This is a genomic window from Chitinophaga pinensis DSM 2588 (assembly GCF_000024005.1).
In the GTDB taxonomy this organism is placed as follows: domain Bacteria; phylum Bacteroidota; class Bacteroidia; order Chitinophagales; family Chitinophagaceae; genus Chitinophaga; species Chitinophaga pinensis.
On sequence record NC_013132.1, the window covers coordinates 6,036,895 to 6,061,208 of the forward strand.

General features: G+C 48.0%; 16 protein-coding genes. 10 read left to right on the forward strand and 6 right to left on the reverse strand.

The window, feature by feature from the left end:
- Positions 1 to 24 precede the first annotated feature (24 nt).
- Positions 25 to 894 (reverse strand): DMT family transporter, encoded by an 870-nt coding sequence (locus CPIN_RS23970; RefSeq protein ID WP_012792434.1) that lies wholly within the window; start codon positions 892 to 894, stop codon positions 25 to 27.
- A 323-nt stretch (positions 895 to 1,217) separates the two neighbouring features.
- The gene (locus tag CPIN_RS23975) at positions 1,218 to 2,315 is read right to left on the reverse strand and encodes a hypothetical protein (protein WP_012792435.1); all 1,098 of its coding nucleotides are present in this window, start codon (positions 2,313 to 2,315) and stop codon (positions 1,218 to 1,220) included.
- Positions 2,316 to 2,782: 467 nt separating this feature from the next.
- On the opposite strand from CPIN_RS23975, the gene CPIN_RS23980 reads away from it, so the two are divergent.
- From CPIN_RS23980 to CPIN_RS24005, 6 genes are all read left to right on the forward strand, one after another.
- Complete coding sequence (locus CPIN_RS23980) at positions 2,783 to 3,604, forward strand: SDR family oxidoreductase (protein WP_012792437.1); 822 nt, start codon at positions 2,783 to 2,785, stop codon at positions 3,602 to 3,604.
- 37 nt (positions 3,605 to 3,641) lie between these two features.
- On the forward strand, positions 3,642 to 4,544 hold the full coding sequence (locus CPIN_RS23985; protein WP_012792438.1) for a helix-turn-helix domain-containing protein: 903 nt from the start codon (positions 3,642 to 3,644) through the stop codon (positions 4,542 to 4,544).
- Positions 4,545 to 4,728: 184 nt separating this feature from the next.
- A complete protein-coding gene (locus CPIN_RS23990) occupies positions 4,729 to 7,650 on the forward strand; it encodes an FAD-binding and (Fe-S)-binding domain-containing protein (RefSeq protein WP_012792439.1) in 2,922 nt (973 codons plus the stop codon).
- Between the two features lie 345 nt (positions 7,651 to 7,995).
- Positions 7,996 to 8,577, forward strand: a complete 582-nt coding sequence (locus CPIN_RS23995; protein WP_012792440.1) for a helix-turn-helix domain-containing protein — start codon at positions 7,996 to 7,998, stop codon at positions 8,575 to 8,577.
- Between the two features lie 81 nt (positions 8,578 to 8,658).
- Positions 8,659 to 9,801 (forward strand): TIGR03364 family FAD-dependent oxidoreductase, encoded by a 1,143-nt coding sequence (locus CPIN_RS24000; RefSeq protein WP_012792441.1) that lies wholly within the window; start codon positions 8,659 to 8,661, stop codon positions 9,799 to 9,801.
- A 47-nt stretch (positions 9,802 to 9,848) separates the two neighbouring features.
- Positions 9,849 to 10,526, forward strand: a complete 678-nt coding sequence (locus tag CPIN_RS24005; RefSeq protein WP_222838148.1) for a phosphonatase-like hydrolase — start codon at positions 9,849 to 9,851, stop codon at positions 10,524 to 10,526.
- Between the two features lie 70 nt (positions 10,527 to 10,596).
- On the opposite strand, the gene CPIN_RS36985 is transcribed toward CPIN_RS24005, so the two are convergent.
- From CPIN_RS36985 to uxuA, 3 genes are all read right to left on the reverse strand, one after another.
- On the reverse strand, positions 10,597 to 12,009 hold the full coding sequence (locus CPIN_RS36985) for a PAS domain-containing protein (RefSeq protein WP_012792443.1): 1,413 nt from the start codon (positions 12,007 to 12,009) through the stop codon (positions 10,597 to 10,599).
- A gap of 114 nt (positions 12,010 to 12,123) precedes the next feature.
- The gene (locus CPIN_RS24015) at positions 12,124 to 12,873 is read right to left on the reverse strand and encodes an SDR family NAD(P)-dependent oxidoreductase (RefSeq protein ID WP_012792444.1); all 750 of its coding nucleotides are present in this window, start codon (positions 12,871 to 12,873) and stop codon (positions 12,124 to 12,126) included.
- Positions 12,874 to 12,910: 37 nt separating this feature from the next.
- Positions 12,911 to 15,688 carry a mannonate dehydratase gene (gene uxuA / locus CPIN_RS39215; RefSeq protein ID WP_012792445.1) on the reverse strand — a complete coding sequence of 926 codons (2,778 nt, stop codon included), beginning with the start codon at positions 15,686 to 15,688 and terminating at the stop codon, positions 12,911 to 12,913.
- A 440-nt stretch (positions 15,689 to 16,128) separates the two neighbouring features.
- Here uxuA and CPIN_RS24030 point away from each other — a divergent pair, with 440 nt between their 5' ends.
- Genes CPIN_RS24030 through CPIN_RS24045 form a run of 4 tightly spaced genes read left to right on the forward strand, consistent with a single transcriptional unit; the run spans position 16,129 to position 22,732 of the window.
- A complete protein-coding gene (locus CPIN_RS24030; protein WP_012792446.1) occupies positions 16,129 to 17,163 on the forward strand; it encodes a LacI family DNA-binding transcriptional regulator in 1,035 nt (344 codons plus the stop codon).
- Between the two features lie 34 nt (positions 17,164 to 17,197).
- Positions 17,198 to 19,687 carry a glycosyl hydrolase 115 family protein gene (locus CPIN_RS24035; protein WP_012792447.1) on the forward strand — a complete coding sequence of 830 codons (2,490 nt, stop codon included), beginning with the start codon at positions 17,198 to 17,200 and terminating at the stop codon, positions 19,685 to 19,687.
- A 31-nt stretch (positions 19,688 to 19,718) separates the two neighbouring features.
- Entirely contained in the window at positions 19,719 to 20,822 is a 1,104-nt protein-coding gene (locus tag CPIN_RS24040) for a glycoside hydrolase family 43 protein (protein ID WP_012792448.1), read from the forward strand.
- The gene (locus CPIN_RS24045; protein ID WP_012792449.1) at positions 20,819 to 22,732 is read left to right on the forward strand and encodes a sialate O-acetylesterase; all 1,914 of its coding nucleotides are present in this window, start codon (positions 20,819 to 20,821) and stop codon (positions 22,730 to 22,732) included. Before CPIN_RS24040 ends, CPIN_RS24045 begins: the two co-directional genes overlap by 4 nt.
- Positions 22,733 to 22,741: 9 nt before the next feature.
- On the opposite strand, the gene CPIN_RS24050 is transcribed toward CPIN_RS24045, so the two are convergent.
- Positions 22,742 to 24,313: a RagB/SusD family nutrient uptake outer membrane protein gene (locus CPIN_RS24050; RefSeq protein WP_012792450.1), complete on the reverse strand. Its 1,572-nt coding sequence runs from the start codon at positions 24,311 to 24,313 to the stop codon at positions 22,742 to 22,744.
- Between the last annotated feature and the right edge of the window lies 1 nt (position 24,314).

Genomic DNA, 24,314 nt, shown 5'->3' on the forward strand with positions numbered 1-24,314 from the left:
ATGCAGGAGTCGCCGTTTTTAATGTTATTTATGATCCCTCATAGAGAGGTAAGTCTGCAACACGACAGAAGTCATTACAAAAAACAGCCCCACATAAAAAGAAATATTCAACTCCTTCCCTTCATTAAAAAACAGGAATGCCAGTATAATCGCATAAATAGGTTCCAGATTGAAACTCAGATTCACTGTAAAAGCAGAAAGTCTTTTCAATGATTCTGCGAATAAAATATACAAACCCACTGTGCAGACAGAAGACAGCAATAACAGGTATAACGTATCTTTCAGATCAGGTACCAGGCTCCACACAGGAAAAAAATGCAGATATACCGGCATCAGCAATCCCAGTCCGATAGTCGCTCCCATCATCTGATAATAATTGATCTGTTTACTATCATAGCGCTTTACCAGCCGTTCATTATAAATGGTATACAAAGCAGCAAAGGCCGAGGAAATTACCCCCAGCCCAATACCCAGCTGATAAGAAGTATCAAAGTGAAAGATAAGGCTAATCCCCAGTAAGGTCAGTCCGCTCAATACCAGCGCCGAAAGCACAAATGGCTTCCTGTTGATCAGCGGTTCAAAAACAGCTGTAAAGAACCCCGTTAAAGAATAACAAACCACCCCTATCGAAATATTGGAATACTTGATACTGGCATAAAAGAAGACCCAGTGTATGGCAATAAACATCCCGATCTTAGAGACGTCTAATTTCTCTTTTAAAGAAAGACTGGCTTTTACTTTAAATAATCTAAGAATGAAAAACAGGATTGCAAAGGAGAAAAACACCCGATACCATACTAACAATCCTTCATTGAGGGAGATGAGCTTACCAAAAACACCTGTAAAACCTGCGAGGATCACCGCCAGGTGTAACACTAAAAATGACTTTTTCATAAAAGACTTACCTGCTTGTCCTTAGGACAAGATATATTTTAATATTAATAACAAATGAAACTTTGAAGTAGCGAATATCATCCGGCAGCAAGCCGGCGCATCACTTCATCCAAACATTGAAGAATATTAAAACTAAGGAGGTGAAAGGCAGCCTTTTTTATTCATATTTTATGTTAATGTCCCTCCAATTTAATAAAACATATTGAGTTTTTCTCCCGAAAAGTTGATTGACATATAATTTTACTGTCCAATAGACACCAGATAACACATGCGAAGAATCTCCATATTACTTTCCTCACTTGTGCTATCTGGCATAGTGACGCTTACTCCATCACCAGCGTAAATGTCGTAGTCAGTTTTATCCCGATTGTAGTCGTCACTTCCACTGTCATTTTGTATTCCCCTGCGGATAAAGAACTATTCGCAGCAGCCCGTACCTGTCCGGTCGAAGCATCCACTGAAAAGAGCTTGTCTGTATCTGCAAATGGAGCAGATCCATAGGCAATGGACAATATCCTGAAACTACCCTTATATTTCTCCGGATTGAAAACAGGCGCGGGCGACATATACGCATTCCCCAAGCCCATCACCACACGGTTTTGTACGATGGTCAGATCAAACTCCGGATAATAAATCCCATATATAAACTTTGGCTGTGGCAGAATCACTGTCCGGAATTGCTTGTAAGCCACCCTGTAACCATCTTTCTGCAGATTAGCCACCAGGTCATAAGTCCATTCATATTTCCGGTCTTCATCACCCGCGTACTGGTCAAGCACCACCTTATCACCCTGTAAGGTCACATGCCCGTCAGGAAACCCGTTCTGATGCAGTTCCAGGTTGGTACCCGCTTTATCCAATCCGAGATAATCAATCGTATAGGAAGCACCTTCCGCGCTGTATAAAGAATATCCATAAGGGATCGGATCTGTTGCTGATAATTCTTTAATCCCCAATGCTGCCGGCATTACTTTTAATGTAAAATCGGCCCTTACCGGCTTCAGACCCGTCAGCGACTCCGCTACCAGGCGCACCTTGTAAGTATCCGGTAAACGAACACCTGTCAGCTCAGATCTGTTACTATTAGGATATAGTTTCCCTGCGTCTATTCTGATATGTTTTTCCTTCGCGTCTACCACAATTGCCTTCGCAAGCAGCGTGTGCAGAGAATCTGATGTATTCACTTTAAGGTTGGTATTTCCTGTAAAATCAAGTCTGAAATTGACATAAGGCTGGCTTTTATATTCGTCGGGCAAATTGAGTGTTTTCACGGTTCCATAAGTAACGGTCACGGAATCCGGAAGCGTTGCAGGTGGCAGATAACCCATATCCACAATGGGATCCTCTTTACCACAGGCAGAAAACAATACAATAGCCAGGCCCACCAGCAGCAGCCCCCTAATAGATTTATAAATGTTCATTTATTGACGGATAAGTTGTTAGTTGATACTGGCCCCGTGCACTGAACCGGCGCGAAGATAAAGAAGTTTTATATAAATGCAACAAAGATGCATTTTATTTAATCTTGTCTACTTTGAGCAACGCAAACTGATGGTGCGCTAATCCAGGTTGATTCATGCTAATACACTATTCTCGATTGGTTTCTTATATACTTATACAGGGTCGCTTTATCATCTTCCGTCAGCTCGAAAGAGAATTGCTTATGATGCTTATCGGTCCGGAAGCGGGTGTATATTACCTTGAATTTTCTTCCTCCATTTCACTCATATCGAAAATCGGAGGTCCGAAAACCACCTTTGCATAAGCGTGACAGGAGGCACAGTTGATGCTGACTAATTTATCCGCGAAATATATAAATATTGCCCGAATCTGTATAATTTTCCTCTCCCGCCCTACCCCATCTTTGTACCATCAAATCATTCAAACAATGAAAACAATCTTCATAACAGGCGCATCCTCAGGCATAGGCAAAGCAACCGCTAAATTTTTCCATAGCAAAGGATGGCAGGTGATCGCTACCATGCGTTCTCCTGAAAAAGAACAGGAACTCTCTCAACTTGACAATGTCACCCTCCTGCCGCTGGATGTAACTGATCTCACCCGGATTCAGACCTGCGTCAACGAAGCTACTAAACGCGCTAAAATTGACGTCGTTTTTAATAACGCAGGACACGGTCTGTATGGTCCCTTAGAAACATACAGCGACGAACAAATCACCGGTCTTATTAATACAAACCTGATTGCTGTCATCAGGATCACCCAGGCATTTATTCCCTATTTCAGAGAACAAGGCAGCGGTCTTTTTATAGCTACTTCCTCCATGGGTGGTATGACCGCCTTCCCATTCAGTGCCATGTACCACGCTGCTAAGTGGGGATTGGAAGGCTTCAGCGAAAGCATGTACTTCGAACTCTCCAAATTCAATATAGGTATCAAAACCATCCTGCCGGGCGGCGTAAAGACGGACTATGTGGGTCGCTCCATGGCATATGGCGCAAAAAAAATAGACGCCTATCAACCCATCCTGGATAAGGTAGAAAAAGTAATGGGCAATCTCATGCTTCCTGAAAATCTTACCCCTCCGGAGATCATCGCAGCAACCGTCTTCGAAGCGGCTACTGACGGGAAAGATCAGATACGATATGTCGCCGGTGAAGATGGTAAACAGCTCTATGCCACAAGACTCAGCATGGGTTCAGAAGCATTCAGACAACACTTCAATGAAGTTTTCTTCGGTCATAACCTTTAAGCAGTCACCCGCTTTGTAAAATTTGTAACTTCACACGATGGCAGACAACATTATCCAGATAAACAGTATCAGCAAACTGCACGACATCTACGATTGCGGCAAACCGCAGCATCCGCTTATCTCGATCATTGACTTGTCTGCCATCAATCACCAGCTTTTTGATAAAGACGTCGCCTTCAGCATGTCCTTTTATACGATCTCCTGCAAACAGTTCAAGGGCTGGTTTAATTACGGACGGCAGACATACGATTTCAGCGAAGGCTCGCTCATGTTCACAGCGCCTGACCAGGTGCTGCGTTCCGGTCCGGATATACCTATAGAAGAAGGCTGGGCACTGTTCTTTCACCCGGACCTGATACACGGTACCGAACTAGGACGTACCATACAACAATACACCTTCTTCCGCTACGATCTCAATGAAGCATTGCATATCTCTGATGAAGAAAAAATCATCCTACAGGATTGTATCGCCAAGATAAAACGCGAATATGGTCAGCATATCGACAAACATACAGAAGGACTGATCATAAAAAATATCGAACTGCTGCTCAGCTATTGCGAACGTTTTTATGACAGACAATTTTATACCCGCAGAAAAGCCAGTAACGACATCGTACAACGCTTTGAAAGCCTGTTAGCCGACTATTTTTCACAGGATGACCTGGCGGAACGCGGTCTGCCGGATGTAAAATACCTTGCCGGACAGTTAAATATCTCCACCAGCTATTTATCTGACCTCCTGAACAAGTACACAGGAAAGACCGCACAGGAACACATTCACCTGCAACTGGTGGATAAAGCCAAATCCCTCTTACTCGGCACGGAAAAACAGGTCAGCGAAATCGCCTATGAACTGGGCTTCCTCTACCCGTCCCACTTTACCAAACTTTTCAAAACAAGTACAGGACTTTCTCCCAGAGAATACAGAACCGGCAATTAATGCCCCTGTAATATCGGACGTTGGTCCTTCGTTGCTGAACGAAAGATCAACGTCCGATATTAAACCAACCTACCTGCTCATACATCTTCCCCTTCTCCCCTCGGTCAACCTTTTTGGAAAAAATACCAAACAAACAGTACATTAGCTGCTACAGATGAATGCAATGACCAAATCTGAATGAAATATGAAAAAACTACTCTCTCCGGATCCAGCGAAGATTGAACCATTACCACATGAGCCAACGCATGACAGGGCGCCGGATAGCGTCGCTGAAGGAACGCCGCAATGGCTTAAAAAAGATATGATCGGTTTACTGGGAGAAGAGCAGGTTCTCTATAAAGCACTCGACCTCATACGCTATGCAACTGACGCAAGTCCGTACCGTATGATCCCGAAAGTAGTGGTAACGCCCACCTCCGAAGAACAGGTGCTGGCGATATTTAAATATTCACGGGAAAAACAGATCCCCGTTACCATACGTGCTTCCGGCTCCAGTTTAAGTGGACAGGCCCAGGGCGACGGTATCCTGCTGGATGCCCGTAAACATTGGGCGGGTGCTACTGTCGAAGCAGCCGGGAAACAATTACGGGTAAGACCCGGCACGATTATGTTCCGCGCCAACCTGGCACTGCGTCCTTATGGCTATCGCCTCGGACCAGACCCTGCCAGTGGCAGCGTAGCCTCCATCGGTGGCGTTGTAGCTAACAATTCCAGCGGGATGTGTTGCGGCACTGCCCAAAACTCCTACAAGACCATTTCCTCCCTGTCATTTATGCTGCCATCCGGCACCCGCATCAATACCGCGGATCCGGACGCAGAAGCACAATTCCAGCGTGCAGAACCGGCATTATGTGAAGGACTGAAAGAAATAAAAGCGGAAATTGAAGCCGATGCAGCGCTCAGCGCCCGCATTGTCAAAAAATTCAGCATCAAGAACACCACCGGTTATCATATGGGGGCTTTCCTGGATGGGAAAACACCGTTAGAGATCTTCCGTCGCCTCATGGTAGGTTCAGAAGGTACTTTAGGATTCATCTCAGAAGTGGTATTCGACACCGTACCGGACGATCTGCACAGACTGACTGCTTTCCTCATTTTCCCCGATATGTACTCCGCCTGCGCAGCAGTAGCGCCTTTTATAAAGGCAGGCGCCATGGCAGTAGAACTATCGGACAGGGCATCACTACACGCAGTGGAAGGCAAACCTGGCGTACCCGATCGCTGGGAAGCATTCGACGAAAATGCGACCGGCTTGCTGGTGGAATTCCGGGTAGCAACGAAAGAACTATTAGCAGTAGCTGAACAAGCCGCAAACGATATACTATTGACCTTACCATTACTGGAACCAGGTTCTTTCACAAAAGACCCGAAACTGGCAGCCCAGTTCTGGACCGTCCGGAATGGCTTATTACCTTCCGTTGGAGGTACACGCCCAAGCGGCACTTCCCTGATCCTGGAAGACGTCTGCTTTCCACCCGAAAGACTCGCAGAAGGCGCCGTTGATCTGCAATTACTGATTGCGAGGCATGGTTATAAAGGCTATGTCTTCGGACATGCATCCGCTGGTAACCTGCATTTCCTGGTCACTCCTTCTTTTAACTCTGCCGAAGAATTACAGCGTTTTGATGCCTTTCTGAGAGATGTCATCGAACTCGTAGTTGGAAAATATGACGGTTCCCTGAAAGCAGAACACGGTACAGGCCGAAACATCGCTCCTTTCGTAGAACATGAATGGGGACCAAAACTGACGGGGCTGATGTGGAAACTAAAACGACTGGCCGATCCTGACGGGATACTCGGGCCGGGCGTTTTGCTCTCCGCAGATCCGGCATCTCACCTGCAGCACCTGCATACCATTCCTACAGTTGAAAATGAAGTAGATCGTTGTATTGAATGTGGGTACTGCGAACCCGTATGTCCAAGCCGTAACCTCAGCACCACCCCAAGACAACGTATTGCGCTGCGCAGGGAAATGCTGCGTCAGCCGCAAGGCTCACCGGTAACAGCGGCCCTGTTACAGGAATACGAATACAGTGCGATTGAAACCTGTGCCGGCGATGGCAGCTGCGAAATTGCTTGTCCGCTGGATATCAATACCGGCGTACTGATGAAAGAGTTCCGCTCTATGGAACACACGCGTAAAGCTGAACAGATTGCCCTCAAACTGGCAAAAAACTGGGGAACAGTGGAAAAAGTAATGCGCGGCGCACTCTCACTGAACGCCGCTACGCAAACGATCCTCTCCGGCCTGCCGGCCAAAGGACTGACCGCCCTCGCCAGAACGGTTGTCAGTGAAGACCTGATGCCGGCCTGGATCCCTAACATCCCGCATCCCGCAAAAACAAAACTGCCTGCTACCAGCAAAGAAGGAGCAGCTGCGGTTTATTTTACCGCCTGTGTGAACCGTATATTCGGCGCATCCCGGGGGGAAAAGCAGGAAATGACACTGGCAGAAGCCATGGTGACACTCTCTGATCGTGCCGGATTACCCGTATGGATACCGGAAGACCTGGGAGGGAACTGCTGCGCTACCGTATGGCATTCTAAAGGATATGTCGAGGGCAATACCTACATGGCCAATCAGGTAGTAGAAAGCATGTGGCGCTGGAGCGACGGAGGACGGCTCCCGGTTGTCTGTGACGCCAGCTCGTGTACCTTCGGTATTACCAGCGAGATCCTGCATTACCTGACGCCGGAGAACCTGGATAAACACCAGAAAATGACACTCCTGGACTCTATCGCCTGGGCGCATGACCACCTGTTGCCAAGACTTGAAATAAAGCAGAAAACAGGCGCCACAGTGATACATGCGGTCTGCTCGACACAACACCTCAACCTTGCAGGGAAACTGCTCACAATCGCCCAGAAAGTGTCAGAAACGGCATATAATCCGATACATTCCACCTGTTGTGCCTTCGCCGGAGACAGAGGCTTCCTACATCCCGAGTTAACACACGACGCCACACAGGAAGTAGTAGCGGAAATAAAAGACAAACACTTCGATCAGTATATTTCCAGTAACCGGACCTGTGAGATCGGTATGAACCTGGCAACGGGCCAGGATTACAAATCTGTAATATTCCTGCTGGAAGAAGCGACCAGGTAAATGCCCGCTCCATAAAAATCTGCTGAGAATATAAACATCATTGAAAAAGGCTGCTGCGAAAAAAGTATCATTCGCAGCGGCCTTTTATGCTACAGCTAAAGCATAGATACGCCGTATATACGTCGTGTATAAAGCATGTACACGTCGTGTATGGGGGTATGTCTTAACACAAAAAAGATTATAATGGGTTAATAATCAATACACTCTCGCACATACCTCCAATTAGCCTATAACCAAAACTGATACTATTTTACCGCCAAACAAGTAAACCAACCTTCCTCCCCGCAGCTTTTATTATAATATGTTAATTTACAGCCCGGTCATGCCGGTTTAATATAACGCATAATGAAAGAGGACACTTTAGTTCAGATCAGTAACAGGATAAAAGAAAAACGACGCGAAAAGAATATCACGGTACAGGACCTGGCCGACCGTGCCAAGGTGAGTAAAGGGCTGATCTCTCAGATTGAAAACAGCCGTACCATCCCATCCCTGATCGTCCTCATAGACATTATCAGAGCCCTTGAAATTGATCTCAACGTCTTTTTTAAAGATATCAGCACGACCAGCGAACAACCGCTCGTACTGGTCAAAAAACCAGCTGATTACGACCCTTTTGAAAAAGAAGACGCGATCGGTTTCTTCTACAAACGCATTTTTACCCAGTCAGTCAATAAAGGAACAGTAGATATTGTACTGCTGGAACTCGAACCTGGCGCGAACCGCCCCATGGTGCAGACCGAAGCCTTTGAATACAAATACATGATCAGCGGCGACGTGGAATACAATATCGGTGGCGACACTTACCAGCTATCCAAAGGAGACTCCCTCCTTTTTGACGGCCGCATCTCCCACACACCAAGAAATACCGGCACTGCCAATGCCGTTATGCTCGTCATTTACTTCTTTGAAAATAAGGAGGCTTAATAAAAAATTAATACCGCTTGTGTAAACTGATAATAAACAAAGTTTAGTTTAGCTAAACTTTGTTTATCTTTTTTCATAGTTATGACACAGCAAAAAGCTATCGTTATAGGCGCAGGCATCGTAGGTATTGCAACTGCCAGAGCACTCGCGCTAAAAGGTTTTGAAGTCGAGGTATTCGAAAGGGACGAACGTGCAGTGGGCGCTTCCATCCGGAATTTCGGGATGATATGGCCCATCGGTCAGCCATCAGGAAGACTGTATAATAGAGCCAGGCGCTCCCGCGAAATATGGCAATCCATCTGTGAAGAAGCCGGCATCTGGCACGACCCGGTCGGATCTTTACACCTGGCTTACCATGACGACGAACTACAGGCGATCCGCGAATATGTAGCCGCTAATGCTGCCGAACGTGGCTGTACACTCCTGACGCCGGCTGAAGCATTAGAGAAGTCTGCATCCATCAACCCCGAAGGATTACTCGGCGCACTCTGGAGCCCGGACGAAATGATCGTTGAAGCAAGGGAAGCAATCGGACAAGTAGCCGCCTTCCTGGAAAAGAAATATCATATCCGTTTTCACTGGCATACCGCCATCCATAAAATCAGCTATCCCGCCGTCTATTCGGGCGACCGGCAATGGGAAGCCGACAGGATCTATGTATGCAGTGGCGTAGACTTTGAAACGCTGTATCCTGACACCTTCCGTCAACTGAGTCTGACCAAATGCAAATTACAGATGATGCGTGCTGCTGCCCTACCTGAAAAACAGCGTATAGGCCCATCGCTTTGCGGCGGATTATCCATGGTGCATTATCCTGGTTTTCAGTCTGCCGCCTCACTGCCTGCTCTGAAAAACCGTTACCAGCAACAATACGCAGAAGAATTGAAATGGGGTATTCACGTGATGGTATCGCAGAACCAATACGGAGAACTTACCATCGGCGATTCTCATGAATATGGTCTCACCCATGATCCATTCAGCCGGGGTTTTATCGACCAGATGATCATCCGCTACCTCGGTACATTCACACAATTACAATCATCACAGATCATCCAGCACTGGGTCGGCTTCTATCCAAAGATGACAAACGGCAACACAGAACTGATACTCAGTCCGGAAAAAGGTGTCACCATCATCAACGGCGTCGGCGGTAACGGTATGACGCTGTCCTTCGGACTCGCAGAAGAAGTGATCAACGGAGAGATCTCTGTCAGCACTCTGTAAACCAGCTGACAGCATTCCATCTTTCACAACACCAATTTCTTTCAGCAATGCGAAAAATAAAAATGCTTGTCTTTGACATGGCCGGTACGACCATCAATGAAGACAATCTGGTATATAAAACATTAAGAAACGCCATTAACGAGGCAGGATTCAGCTTCAACCTTGAACAGGTGCTGGCCGAAGGCGCGGGTAAAGAGAAAAAACAAGCCATCCGCGCAGTGCTTTCAACATATGCAGGTGTAGAAGATCAACAACTGACCGATACCATCTACAAGCACTTCATTATACAACTGACCGAAGCCTATGCAAAAGAGGATATCTCTGCACAGCCCTATGCGGCAGATCTGTTTGCAGCACTTAAGGAAAGGAATATCCTGAGGATACTGAATACAGGCTACGACAGACAAACAGCCACAAATATTCTTCATAAAATAGGCTGGCAGGAAGGGCTTGAATATGATGCATTGGTAACCGCCAGTGATGTACCACGCAACAGACCGGAACCGGATATGATCCTGTTTGCTATGCAACAGTTTCACATCAACGATAGTAGTGCAATAGTGAAGGTGGGGGATTCTACTGTTGATATTGAAGAAGGAAAAAATGCAGGCTGCGGAATGAGTATCGGTATTACCACCGGCGCTCATACAAAAGCACAGCTGGAAACCGCCGGTCCTGACTATATTATCAGTAACCTGATGGAGCTGTTGCCCTTGCTGCGATAAAACACATGTTCATGCATCTGTTACAGGCAATGCCGGAACAGTGTTCTCACTCATGTCCGGCATTTTATTGCTAACATCCGGTAAGCCCGGGCGATAAATAATCATGTTTCTCTGTCACCTCCTGGCTCTTCCGGATGATCTTCCGGATAATATCGTCCAGCTCCGTTGCAGATACCTGCAAATATGATAACAACGTCTCTTTTGTAGCGACATCTACCCCGGCATCTCCCAATAACTGCACAATACCCATGATACGTGCCAGCGGCGCCCGTACAAGATGCGCCTGTGTCCAGGTGATTTCCTCCAGGCGGGCGTTTTGTTCCTCTATCGCACTGATATACTTGCGCTTCTCCGTAATGTCAAATGCGACCACTACCCGGGCCTCCTTATCACAATAAGCAATCGAATTGCCACTCACATTAGCGATGACTTCGTCTCCCGATTTCTTCACATGTTTGACGATCGCCGAGTGATATTCCCCCGGTTTGATCCGGTCCTTGATGATTTCATCTACCTCATGCCTGTTTTCAGGCTTCCTGATGTCCCGGAGTGTCATGGACAGGAATTCTTCCCTGCTATACCCATAAAGCGTCACAGCAGCCTTATTGACGTCAAGGAATTGATAGGTTTCCGTATCATATACCCACATCGGCAAGGGACTCAGATGAAACAGATCACTGTAACGTTTCTCTGACGCCTCCAATGCAGCAGCCGTCTCCCGCTGCGTAGTAATATCGCGGAGCGTACCGATCATCCTCACCGCCCTTCCCTCCTTATTTCTGATGATATAGCCGGTTTCCTCCACAAACAGGTAAGTACCCATGGAATGCCGGAACCGGTACTGCGAATGCCAGTAAATCGTATGCATGTCCTGTAAGGCGCAACGCAGGCTTTCCCGGGTTTTCAGCAGATCGTCCGGATGCACCATCCTGGACCAGCTTTTAAGCGGATACGGCTTCCCATCCAGCGGATACCCGAATACACGGCAAAAACCATCCGCCCAGTAAATATTGTCAGCCGCCAGGTCCCAGTCGTATATCGCCTCATTACTGGCCCTGCTCACATAATTGAAGCGCTCGTTACTCAGCCTCAGCTGCCGCTCGGTTTCCTTTGCCTTCTCCCGCTCTGTGACATTGATCGCCGATACAATACGCGCATCCTCATGCCACGCCGTCATAGGCGTTGCCTGTAGATCCACAATCACCATATCACCCTTACGGGTGATGAATTTCACCGTCCCCATATAAGGTAATCGCTGTCTGGCGGCACTATTAATAAGGTCCATCATGGCGCTGGAATAGAGTGCATGCCATAAGACATCCACTTTCAGGGTAAGAAATTTTTCACGGGAATAACCATATTCCCTACAGGCAGCATCATTGACAGCCAGTATTTGCAAACTGTTGATATCATACAGCCACATAGGAACAGGACTGTAGTTATAGAGATCGAACGACGATCTCATTTCTTCCGAACTCATCATAACAAGGTAACAGTATAGGACAACGCTACGAAAATGCGATTGTAAATGTAGTCAATCGCCTGAAATATGCAACTTTTGTAGCGGCTTTTATATTCTTATCATGATAAGGACGCTTCAGAATCCGATGGCATTCCCGCCATCTACCGGCAACACCACCCCTGTGATATATTGCGCAGCATCCGAAGCCAGGAATAATGCGGCCGCGCCAATATCTGCCGGCCGCCCCAGATACCCCAGCGGCGTTCTGCCCAAAGCCTTCGCTTTCCTTTCAGGATCTGATTCCAGCGCCTTCGCACTCATATCCGTAGCAATAAACCCCGGCGCTATACAATTAATCCGGATACCATAAGGTGACAATTCCGTCGCCATCGCTTTCGTCATACCCTCTATCGCCGATTTTGATGCAGTGTAAGCGATTACTTTCGGAATACCATATTGCGAAGCCATAGAGCTGATGTTAATGAGGCAACCGCTTATCTTCTTTTCCAGCTGATGTTTTACTACCTCACGGGATAAAGCAAAAACAGCGGTCACGTTCGTCTGCAGAATATCCTGAAACTCTTCGTCCGTCACTTCCGTAAACGATTTCTTCATATTGATGCCGGCATTGTTGACTAGGATATCTATATGACCATACCTGCTGATGATCATGTCAACCATGACAGGAATAGCATTCAGATCACTCAAATCGCAGGTATAACATTCACTGCCGGGACCAAGCTGTTCGCAGGCATTCCGCAATTTCTGTTCATCCCGGCCTACGATGACCGTATAAATATTATGCTGAACAAACTGTGTTGCTATGGCGAATCCGATGCCGGAACCACCGCCGGTAACGATTGCCAGTTTCTTTGTCGTATTCATCTTTTCGTGGAATAATCAATGTATGGAAGAGACCTGTTTATTGATAACGATATAGCTTTATCCGTTGAATGCCCCATTCTCCCAAAGGAATACGGATATGCCGCCCCTGGTGGGTCTGATCGCCATTCAGCCTTCTGCCGGGTACCCATTTCCCATCTGTATAAACACCTTCTGTTGCCTCCAGGATACCCACCACAGGCGCTATTTTATCACTGGTACCAAATGTAATGACAATACCGGTACCTGCTATGATGAATTCATCTTCTCCGGTACGGATAATAATACCACCGCCCTCCGGCCATTGCTCCTTGGGAATACCCTTCCAGCCCAGTGTACCATCATGCGCCACCGAAAGGAGATACTGACCGGAAACGATCGCCTGACGCAGATCTGTTGTATCCAGTAAAACACCTTCCATCTTACCCGAGCCCTGACACTTTGCAATCACCGGCCATAATTGCTGCAACAGTGCGTAGCTCTTTGCGATCGTTTCTTCTTTTGGTTGAAGGGTAGATTCTATTGAAAACGGGGAGAAACCCATCGCCTGGTAATGTCCGACCGCATACAATGCCTTCGCCCCATCTGATGCGTCAAAACGTATCTCCGGAATGAACAGAGGATTGTTCCTTCTCACATAAAGGTCGTTGTAATATTTAAACCGGGGATTATAAAAATCAGGGGATAAGATATCTATTGCCGGCGCTCCGGCCTGCCATATATCTATCAGATGGGGTAAGGGGCCTCCGCTGGGATACTGACCGGGTGCAACATTCCGGTGATTCAGCGCCGCATTGACAAACATCGGCAGTGCATATGCCGACTTGCCTTCACGGGCTATCGTATTGGTATATTGCGCATAATGCCATGCCTGAAAAAGTTCCTCGGTAGCCACACTCTTCCCGAATACCTGCTCCCAGCTGCCCTTTGTCAGATAGCCGTTTCGCGACCAATGTGCTTTCAGTTCCGGGACTAACTCGTTTTTATGTTTTTGCAGATAATCCATCAGCGCAGCAGGCACTAACCCTTTATAAGCTGCATCTGCAGCAGGTGTATGTTCTCTCGCCTCCGGCAGAAAGCCGATTTCATTCTCTACCTGCACCATAATGACGGTACTGTAACCTGCATCTGTTTCGTGAATGTGCTGCATCAACGCACGGAATGCTTTTACATCTGCTGCGAGGTTCTGCGGACTAAAAGCCGATAAGATCTCCTGTCCGCTCCCATCGCTCTTTAGCGCCTTGGGGAAGCGCTGCGGATCTTTCTTCACCCAGGACGGAACATAACAACTCATACTGTTCTTCCAGGTACCAAACCACAAGAGGATCAGGTGCATGTGATGACTACGCGCCTGATAAATAATGCTGTCTACTACAGCGAAATCAAACTGCCCTTCCACAGGTTCCGTCAGTTCCCAGTAAACAGGTGTCAGCACGGTATTCAGCTGCATTTGTTCCAGGGTATTCCAAAGCCCCTCCATATAGGAGATACTGGAAGCGCTTGAATTACCCAGCTCTCCTCCGCGTATGAGAAAAGGAGCGCCCTTTACCATCAGCTGTACCGTGCTGCCCTGTTGCTGTAGCCTCGGATGACCTGCATTCTGTTGTGCGAAGACTGGCATAGAAAAAGCCGTCAGTAATAGAACCAATAACGTGAACAGATGGCGCAATATGCCGGTCTCCAGACCCCTTAATTCAGCAAGCCCTTTTAGTCTGCCGATCGCACTATATCCCGGATAAGTCGTTTTGTCCTGATCATCCAGCATCTGATGCCCATGATCAGGACGCATGGGAATCGATGCATTCCGCTTTTGCATCAGCAACGCAATTTCACTTACAATCACATACATATCTGCATCGCCTGCAAGATGAGCTGCTTCATAAAAATTGCCTTCCGCATCTCTTTTGGTATTCCGCAGATGCAGGAACCAGATACGATCGCCCCATCGCTGTATCATACCCGGCAAATCATTATCTGCTCTCGCGCCCAATGAACCAGTGCAAAAACACAGGCCGTTTGCGACTGATGGTACCGTGTCAAACAAATACTGTATATCCGCTTCTGTACTGACCACCCTGGGCAAACCCAATACCGGATAAGGCGGATCATCCGGATGAATTGCCAGCCGTACACCCGATGCCTCAGCAACAGGTGTAACCGCCCTCAAAAAATCACAAAGGTGTGTTCGTAACTTATCTGCATCTATGTCTTTATAGGTCTCCAATGCCTGTAACACCTCCGTCGCCGTAAATTGTCCATTCGATCCCGGTAATCCCAGCAAAGCACTCCTGTAAATCCTTTCCCGTTCTTCTACGGACATGGCCTCATATCTCTGACGGGCCTTTTTGATCGTCACCGCATCATAATCCAACGCTGCATCCGGGCGCTGTAATTGATACAGATCAAAAGCAACAAATGCCGCACGCTCAAAATACAAGGCACGACTCCCGTCTTCCATCGCATAGTCCGTATGCGTCCGCACCCAATCCAGTACAGGCATAAAATTGTAAGTAATCACCTTTATACCACACGCAGCCAGATTCCGCAGACTTTCCTTGAAATTTTCTATATGCCGGAGATAATCGCCCGACTGTCGTTTAATATCTTCACTCACCGGTAAACTTTCCACCACAGTCCAGGTCATTCCTGCAGCTTCAATCAGCTGACGGCGTTCCATAATAGCCGCTGCCGGCCATACCTCACCCGGCGTAATATGATGTAAAGCTGTCACGGCACCGGTACATCCGGCCTGTCTGATATATCGCAGGGGCACGGTATCCCCGGGACCAAACCAACGCATTGTTTGTTCCATCTGCATAGAAAGTCTTTTTATTAGAAAGCTGAGGGTAGAAATTAAGAATTAAGAATTAAGAATTAAGAATTAAGAATTAAGAGTTAAAAATTAAGAGTTAGGAAGTCTCTCCGTTATTGTCTTCGTAAAACATTAAAACCACAAAAGCTTTGCACTAGCCCGTAAATCCTTACCCACAGTCGCTGCATTCAATTCTTAATCCTTAATTCTTAATTCTTAATTATTTATTGATCTGTAAGTTTTTTTCATTTTCAAAACGGGAACACACGCCTAAAGTAAAGACAATTTCTAAAATTGCAACCGATTGTGTAATTTATTTTCTAAAAAAGTTTACTTTAGCTGTACATTTAAAAGACACAAGCGATTGTGTACACAAAATGTATCCACGATATGAGTGCCGGTAAGCAGCTCTCCCATTCATTACCTTATACAGACATCCGACATTTATGGCAAACGAAAGAGAGGTGACCATATATGACATCGCCCGGGAACTGAAGATTTCCGCGACCACGGTCAGCCGTGGATTGCAGGACCATCCTACAATCAGCACGAAAACCAAAAAGAAGATCCTGGACCTTGCTGAACAGATGGGCTATCGTAGTAACCACTTTGCACGTAGTCTGCGGAACCAGAAAACCAACACATTTGGCATCATCGTTCCCAGGCTGAACAGCCACTTTATGTCGTCTGTCATCGCCGGTATTGAAACAGCTGCCAACGAACAGAATTTCTCCCTGCTCATTGCACAGTCCTCAGAGTCTTCTCTAAAAGAAGCCGCCAGCGCCAGAACCATGTTCGACAGCCGGGTAGACGGCCTGCTGGTCTCCCTGGCCGTAGACACAACAGAGCTAAGCCACTTTGATAATTTCTTCAGAAAGAATATACCGGTCATATTCTTTGACCGCGTACAACAACATGAAAGCTCTGTCAATATCCTGATAGACAACCGCCAGGCGGCCTACAACGCCACCCGGCACCTGATAGAACAGGGTTGCCGCCGGATATTGCATATCACAGCGCCCACTGTACAAAACGTGTATAAAGACAGACTAAAAGGCTATAAAGAAGCACTGAGTGAACATAAAATCAAGTTCAGGGAAGATTATGTACTTATTACGGATCTGAGCCAGGAAGCAGGTGCAGAAGCCGCCAGCAAGATCCTGAAAATGAAGCCAATACCCGACGGTATCTTTGTGGCCAATGATAGTTGTGCAGTCGGTTGTATGCTGGCATTGAAAGAACAGGGTATCCGCATCCCGCAGGATATCGCTTTTGTAGGATTCAATAATGACCCTGTCACAAAAGTCATAGCACCCAATCTGACCACCATCAATTATTCAGGTTATGAAATGGGACAGGTAGCCGCCAGACATCTGATCAACCATGTCAGAGACGTCTCCTTTATCAGCAGCACCAATACCATCATACTCCGGTCAGAACTCATTGTAAGGGCATCGTCCCTGAAGAAAGGCAGTAAGTAGCAGACCAAGGACCCGTTACAGAATAATTCCCGTTATGAAAAAACTGAGCACCATTCTCTTATTGTTGATCCTCGGTCAGTGCCTGTATGCACAGCAATTACTGACCACCCGAACGGACAAGAACAAATTCCCCCTGGTGGATTTAAACCCGGCGGCCATTTACGTGGATAGCACCGACGACTGGCTGGTCAATAAAGTGGCTACCCTGCTACAGACAGACATTGCCCGCATCACCGGTAAAATGCCCGCCATCATCCATGACATTGCGGACGCACCTGAACACCTCGTCATCATTGGCACAGAAAATAGCGCTGCTATAAAGACGCTTGTACGTAATAAAAAAGCAGACTATAGCGGATTGAAAGGCAAATGGGAAACATACCGCATACACACCATCCAATCCCCCTTTCCTCAGGTGGAAAAAGCATTGGTCATTACCGGCAGCGATAAACGCGGCACGGCTTACGGCGTACTGGAACTATCCAGACAAGCAGGCGTTTCCCCCTGGTACTGGTGGGCGGATGTACCTGTTAAAAAACAGGCGACGATATTTATCAAAAGCAGCTCCTGGCAATCCACAACGCCATCGGTGAAATACAGGGGTATCTTCATTAACGACGAAGCACCCGCCTTTGCCAACTGGACCAAAGAGAAATTCGGCGGCTTCAATCACAAGGTCTATGAACACATGTTCGAACTGCTGCTCCGCCTGAAAGCCAATTACCTCTGGCCGGCCATGTGGGGCAACGCATTCAATGACGATGATACGCTCAACCCCGTGATCGCCGACAAATGGGGTATTGTGATGGGCTCCTCCCACCATGAACCCATGCTGCGTGCACATGATGAATGGCGGCGCTATGGTAATGGTCCCTGGAACTATGTAAAGAATGAGGCCACCTTACGCGATTTCTGGCGTAAAGGCATCATGCGGATGCGCAACCATGAAAGTATTGTCACCATCGGGATGCGCGGAGACGGAGATGAACCCATGACAGAAGGCACCGCCACCGCATTACTGGAACGCATCGTAAAAGACCAGCGGCAGATCATCACCGACATTACCGGCAAACCGGCCGCCGCTACGCCCCAGTTATGGGCACTGTACAAAGAAGTACAGGATTACTACGATAAAGGTATGCGGGTACCGGATGATGTGACACTGCTGCTCTGTGATGACAACTGGGGCAACATCCGTAAACTGCCACACCCCGGAGAAACTGTCCGAGGTGGTGGCTACGGCATCTACTATCACTTCGATTATGTCGGGGATCCACGTAACTACAAATGGATCAACACCAACAATATCGCCCGCGTGTGGGAACAGATGCACCTGGCCAAAGCATACGGCGCTGACAGAATATGGATCGTCAACGTCGGGGATCTTAAACCCATGGAATTCCCGATCTCCTTTTTTCTGGAATATGCCTGGGATACAAATCGCTGGCAGGAAGACAACCTGAGAGATTACTACACGCAATGGGCTGCAGAACAATTTGGCGCCGCTTATGCAAAACAGATCGGAGAAATACAACGTCTCTACGGACAATACGCCGCCAGAAGAAAACCAGAACTGCTGAACGCTGACACTTATAGCCTGACTGCCTACAACGAGGCAGCCCGCGTTTTACACGAATGGGAATCCCTGCAGGCCGTCACCGAAAAACTGTATAAAAACATTCCTCCGGCCCACAAAGATGCGTGCTTCCAATTAGTGCTGCACCCCGTAAAAGCAAACACCATTGTCCACCAGCTGTATTATGCTGTTGCCATGAACAGACAACTGGCCGCAAGACAGGATTCCGGCGCTAACGCCTGGGCCGATAAAGCAAAACAGCTGTATATCAGCGACTCCCTTTTATCAAAGGAATACAATCAGCTGGCAGACGGTAAATGGAATCACATGATGGACCAGACACATATCGGTTATACTTACTGGCAACAACCAGACTACAACAGTATGCCTGCTGTCACCTATGTCTCCACCCATCAACCAACACCGACTACTCCCCCATCCACAAACGATACTTCCCGGTACTTCTCCCTCCCGGCTGCCCGCTACTCCAAAGCCGTCAACAGTGCCGGCATCACCTGGAAAGTGATTCCCGATATCGGGCGTACAGGGGATGGTATCACTACCTTTCCTGTTACCAGGACGGTCCCGCTCAGTAAAAACAGTCCCTGCCTGGAATATGTGATTAACAGCCCCGATACGGGCCTGATTACTATTACAGCGCTCATAAGCCCTACGTTGGACTTTACGGGCGGTAAAGGGCTTAAATATGGCATTTCTGTGGATAATGAGACCCCTGTGGTCATGTCCCTGCATGAAAACGGGGACTGGAACAAATGGGTAGCCGATAATATTCTCCGGCCTGTCACTTCCCACAGACTACATACGGCCGGCCGCCATATCATCCGTTACTGGATGATCTCTCCGGCTGTTGTCCTGCAACAGCTGGTAGTGGACGCAGGTGGTTTACAGGAGACCTATCTGCCGCCACCTGCCACCGGTTCCCGTTAACAATTACCCTGACACTTCAATACTCTGAAATATGCGCGTTTTAAAATTTTCACCTGTTTTTATCCTCCCGGCTGCATTAGCCTTCGGCTGCTATAGCTGCCAGCCAGCCGGTTCTTCAAAGTCCGGCGATAGTACACACACCACTATCTCCGCTGACAGCACCGGAAAGGAATACCTTTCACAGCCCCTGGTCAGCCATATCTACACCGCTGATCCGTCCGCCCATGTGTTCAATGGCAGGATCTATATCTACCCTTCCCATGACACCGCCACCGGTATCCCGGAAGATGATCTGGGCAGCCATTTCGATATGAAAGACTTTCATGTCCTGTCCATGGACGCTGTCGGCGGTCCCGTAACAGATCATGGTGTAGCACTCAGTATCAAAGACATTCCCTGGGCCGGCCGCCAATTATGGGCGCCGGATGCGGCTTATGTAAACGGAACTTATTATCTCTACTTCCCGGTAAAAGACAAAAAGGATGTTTTCCATATCGGCGTAGCCACCAGCACCAAACCCGAAGGACCTTTTACTGCAGAAAAAGAACCGATCCCCCGCAGCTACAGTATCGACCCTTGTGTATTCAGAGATGATGATGGTAAGTTTTATATGTACTTCGGTGGCATCTGGGGCGGACAATTGCAACGCTGGAATAGTAACCAGTACGATTCTGCCAAAGGCAACCGTACACCCGAAGAACTGGCTATCCTGCCCAGAATGGCGATGCTGGACAAAGACATGAAACATTTCGACGGCCCCGTCGATGAAGTAAAAATAGTGGACGAAAAAGGACAGCCTTTCCATGAAAAAGACAACGATAAACGTTTCTTTGAAGCATCCTGGATGCATAAATACAAAGGGAAATATTACTTCTCCTACTCGACTGGTGACACCCACAATCTGTGTTATGCCATCGGTGATAGTCCCCGGGGACCGTTCACCTATAAAGGTATTATCCTGAAACCTGTGGAAGGATGGACGAGTCACCATTCCATCATTGAAAAAGATGGTAAATGGTACCTGTTCTACCATGACGTGCAGTTATCCGGCAAAACCTACCTCCGTAATGTCAAGGTGACCGAACTACATTATAACGAGGATGGCAGTATTCAAACCATCAATCCATCCCTATGATGCGCTATCGCTATCTGATCGCCGGCGCATTGCTCTTCTCCCTGTTACATGCCCGTTCAGTGGCACAGGTAAGACTCCCCCGGCTTGTAAGCGACAGCATGGTGCTGCAGCGCAATACACCGGTACAGCTTTGGGGATGGGCCTCTCCGCAGGAGAAGATCCGGATAACATTCCGGGGGAAACAAATCAGGACTACCGCAGGATCGGACGGAAAATGGTCTGCCACCATCCCGGCCATGAGTCATGGAGGTCCCTTTACCATGGACATCAAAGGGAAAAACCATATCATCCTCCGGGATATCCTAGTGGGTGACGTATGGCTTTGCGCCGGACAATCCAACATGGTGCATCAGATGACCCTGCACAGTGAACGTTATGCCTTTGACATAACCAATGCCAACTTCCCGGAAATCCGGCACTTTAAAATTCCGCAGACGACGAATCTGAAAGCACCCTCCGATGATTTGTCAGCCGCTTACTGGAAATCAGCCACGCCCACAGACGTGGCTGATTTTTCTGCGGTAGCCTACTTCTTTGCCCGCAATCTCTACCAGCGTTATCATGTACCCGTCGGATTAATCAACGCATCTGTCGGAGGTACGCCCATTGAAGCCTGGACCAGCAAAGAAGGACTCAAGGACTTCCCTGACATACAGACGTCCATCCGAAATAATGAAACTATTACGCCGCCTCCTGCACCAGCGGTACCGGAACCAGCTGACGCAGGACTGGACAATCACCCCGCATGGTACGACCCGGCCTATACCCCCCAACACTGGCATCCTTTCACCTTGCCCGGCTACTGGAATGACCAGGGCGTCCGGGAACTGAATGGCATTGTCTGGTTCCGGCGGGAAATTGATATACCGGCGACCATGACGGATACATCCGCCATGCTTCGCCTGGGCAGAATCGTTGATGCGGATGTCGTATATGTAAACGGACAAAAGGTCGGTAATACCTCCTATCAGTATCCCCAACGACGTTATACGCTGCCGGCAGGCATCCTGAAACCTGGTAAAAACCTGATCGTGGTACGGATAACGAACACCGCAGGTAAAGGTGGATTCATACCGGATAAACCTTATTACCTGGCTGCCGGCAATGACACACTCGACCTCAAAGGCGACTGGTTATACAAAGTAGGCGGCGTTTACCAGGCGCCTCCGCCACAAACAACTTTCAGAGAAACGAACTGTCCTGCCGCACTGCATAATGGGATGCTCGCCCCCATTATTCCTTATACGATCAAAGGTGCTTTATGGTACCAGGGTGAAAGCAACATGGGCAATCCACAGGAATACAGCCGTCTCCTACCCGCCCTGATCAATGACTGGCGAAACAAATGGCACAACCCTGCATTGCCTGTGCTCTTTGTACAACTTCCGGGTTTCCTGGAAGTACAATACCTGCCTTCCGAAAGTAGCTGGGCCACCCTCAGGGAATCACAGCGCAAAAGCGGGTCTCTGCCGCATACCGCTATGGCAATTGCGATAGATCTGGGAGAATGGAATGACGTGCATCCGGACAGAAAAAAGGAGGTAGGCGACCGGCTGGCTTTACTCGCCAGGAAAATGGTCTATGGTGAAGAACAACTGGTGGCCAGTGGACCGCTGGCGGAAAAGGCGAATATCAGCGATAATAAAGTAGTGATAACTTTTACAGATACCGGTAGTGGTCTGATCACCAGTGACGGTCTTACACCCGGACAGTTTGCTATTGCCGGAAAGGACGGAAAATTTGTATGGGCACAAACAAAACTGGAAGGAAATAACGTGATCATATGGTCGCCGGAAGTAGTAGCGCCGGTACGTGTACGGTATGCCTGGGCAGACAATCCTGACAATCCTAACTTATATAACAGGGAAGGCCTCCCGGCCTCCCCTTTCGAATTGAATATAGATCTATGACACCAATACTTAATAACCCGGGTTCTGTTTGGCTACGCCTCCGGCTCCCAATTGTGGGTTGTTATCAATTTCCTGCTGCGGGATGGGCAACAGCTCATCCCTGTTAGCCCTGAAGTAAGACAACGGATCCGTCGTGAAATACCCCTTCTTCCGCCATCTCAGAATATCCCGGTTGCGGATCTCTTCACCTCCCATTTCTACCATTTTCTCATGCATCAATGCTTTCGTTATCTGCTCCTTATTAGACACCGGGAACTGTGCGGTGGGATAATGCGGCATGGCGACTGATACCCTGTCCCTGATCTGATTCAGATAACCCACAGCGGCGCCTGTATTACCTAGTTCATTCTCACATTCCGCCAGCATCAGCAGCACTTCCGCATAGCGGATAATACGCTGGTTGTTGCCCCCCGGGTGATAAGAAGCTGTCGATAGACTTTGCTTATAGATTATCATAAACTTACGCCAGCTTACTTTTTTGGTAACGCCATTCACCAACGAAGCATTCCCATTCTGCATCGCGTCTGTCAGTACATCTGCATCGTTATTGAACTTATCCCCGGTCTGGTATACAGAACCGCCATAACGCGGATCGGTCTTAGCAGCACCGGTAGCCGTATTTTCAAATTCGTTGAGATATTTATTGGAAGGAATAAGATTTCTCCAGGCTACCGGACTATACTCCTGATTACGGATAGTAGATTGCGCAGTCCCTGCTCCATCACCGGTACCATTCCAGTCAAAACCATTATCGCCCCTGTCGAAATAAACGGCCTCCCAGATTGACTCTGCATTGAACTCCGTTTCTTCCAGGAAATTATCCATGTAATTGTTCACCAGGTGATACAAACCGGAACCCGTCACTTTCAGCAAAGCTTCTTTTGCAGCCGCATAATCGCCTTTCTGTAACTGCGCCCTGCCAAGCATGGCATTGGCAGCACCGGAAGTGATCTTCCCCTGGTCCGCGGCGCCATAGCTGGGTTTCAGATCAGCAGCAGCTTCTGTCAGGTCTTTGATGATCTGAGTATATACAGCGTCCGTCGCCGCTCTTGCCTGAAACTGATCGGGCGCACTGACAACCACCGTATACAGCGGTACAGGCCCCCAGAGGGTCACCAGCTCGAAATAAGCCCAGGCACGAAAGAACTTGGCTTCAGCGACACACTGGTCGCGTAACTCATCATTGTCTGTTACATTCGGCGCACTGCCTATCACCGTATTCGCACGATGAATTACCGTATACAGCCCTCTCCACACACTCGCCATCACCGCATTATCAGAAGAAGTAGCGCCGTTCAGCATCTGTGCCCTGGGCACTTCCAGCTGTCCGCCACCTGATGACACATCATCACTCCTGAGATCGTGTACAAAAAACCATTCCCTGCCCACCAGGTTACCCGCATGAAAAGCGGAGTAAATGGCATTCGTGCCTTTCTGCATCTCAGCGCTGTTCTTAAAGTAATTATCCAGTGTAGCGTAACTGGGATTCGTCTTGTCCAGATCCTTTGTACAGGAGCTGGTAAACAGGGCCGCTGTCAAAAGCGCCGTCATAATATGTTTATAGGAAATACTCTTTTTCATG

Coding starts and splice junctions, on each gene's coding strand:
- CPIN_RS24035 (WP_012792447.1), top strand. CDS start 17,198: ATGAAAAAACTGAGCACCATTCTCTTATTGTTGATCCTCGGTCAGTGC.
- CPIN_RS24015 (WP_012792444.1), bottom strand. CDS start 12,873: ATGAATACGACAAAGAAACTGGCAATCGTTACCGGCGGTGGTTCCGGC.
- CPIN_RS23985 (WP_012792438.1), top strand. CDS start 3,642: ATGGCAGACAACATTATCCAGATAAACAGTATCAGCAAACTGCACGAC.
- CPIN_RS23995 (WP_012792440.1), top strand. CDS start 7,996: ATGAAAGAGGACACTTTAGTTCAGATCAGTAACAGGATAAAAGAAAAA.
- CPIN_RS24000 (WP_012792441.1), top strand. CDS start 8,659: ATGACACAGCAAAAAGCTATCGTTATAGGCGCAGGCATCGTAGGTATT.
- CPIN_RS36985 (WP_012792443.1), bottom strand. CDS start 12,009: ATGATGAGTTCGGAAGAAATGAGATCGTCGTTCGATCTCTATAACTAC.
- uxuA (WP_012792445.1), bottom strand. CDS start 15,688: ATGCAGATGGAACAAACAATGCGTTGGTTTGGTCCCGGGGATACCGTG.
- CPIN_RS24040 (WP_012792448.1), top strand. CDS start 19,719: ATGCGCGTTTTAAAATTTTCACCTGTTTTTATCCTCCCGGCTGCATTA.
- CPIN_RS24045 (WP_012792449.1), top strand. CDS start 20,819: ATGATGCGCTATCGCTATCTGATCGCCGGCGCATTGCTCTTCTCCCTG.
- CPIN_RS24050 (WP_012792450.1), bottom strand. CDS start 24,313: ATGAAAAAGAGTATTTCCTATAAACATATTATGACGGCGCTTTTGACA.
- CPIN_RS23980 (WP_012792437.1), top strand. CDS start 2,783: ATGAAAACAATCTTCATAACAGGCGCATCCTCAGGCATAGGCAAAGCA.
- CPIN_RS23975 (WP_012792435.1), bottom strand. CDS start 2,315: ATGAACATTTATAAATCTATTAGGGGGCTGCTGCTGGTGGGCCTGGCT.
- CPIN_RS24030 (WP_012792446.1), top strand. CDS start 16,129: ATGGCAAACGAAAGAGAGGTGACCATATATGACATCGCCCGGGAACTG.
- CPIN_RS23970 (WP_012792434.1), bottom strand. CDS start 894: ATGAAAAAGTCATTTTTAGTGTTACACCTGGCGGTGATCCTCGCAGGT.
- CPIN_RS24005 (WP_222838148.1), top strand. CDS start 9,849: ATGCGAAAAATAAAAATGCTTGTCTTTGACATGGCCGGTACGACCATC.
- CPIN_RS23990 (WP_012792439.1), top strand. CDS start 4,729: ATGAAAAAACTACTCTCTCCGGATCCAGCGAAGATTGAACCATTACCA.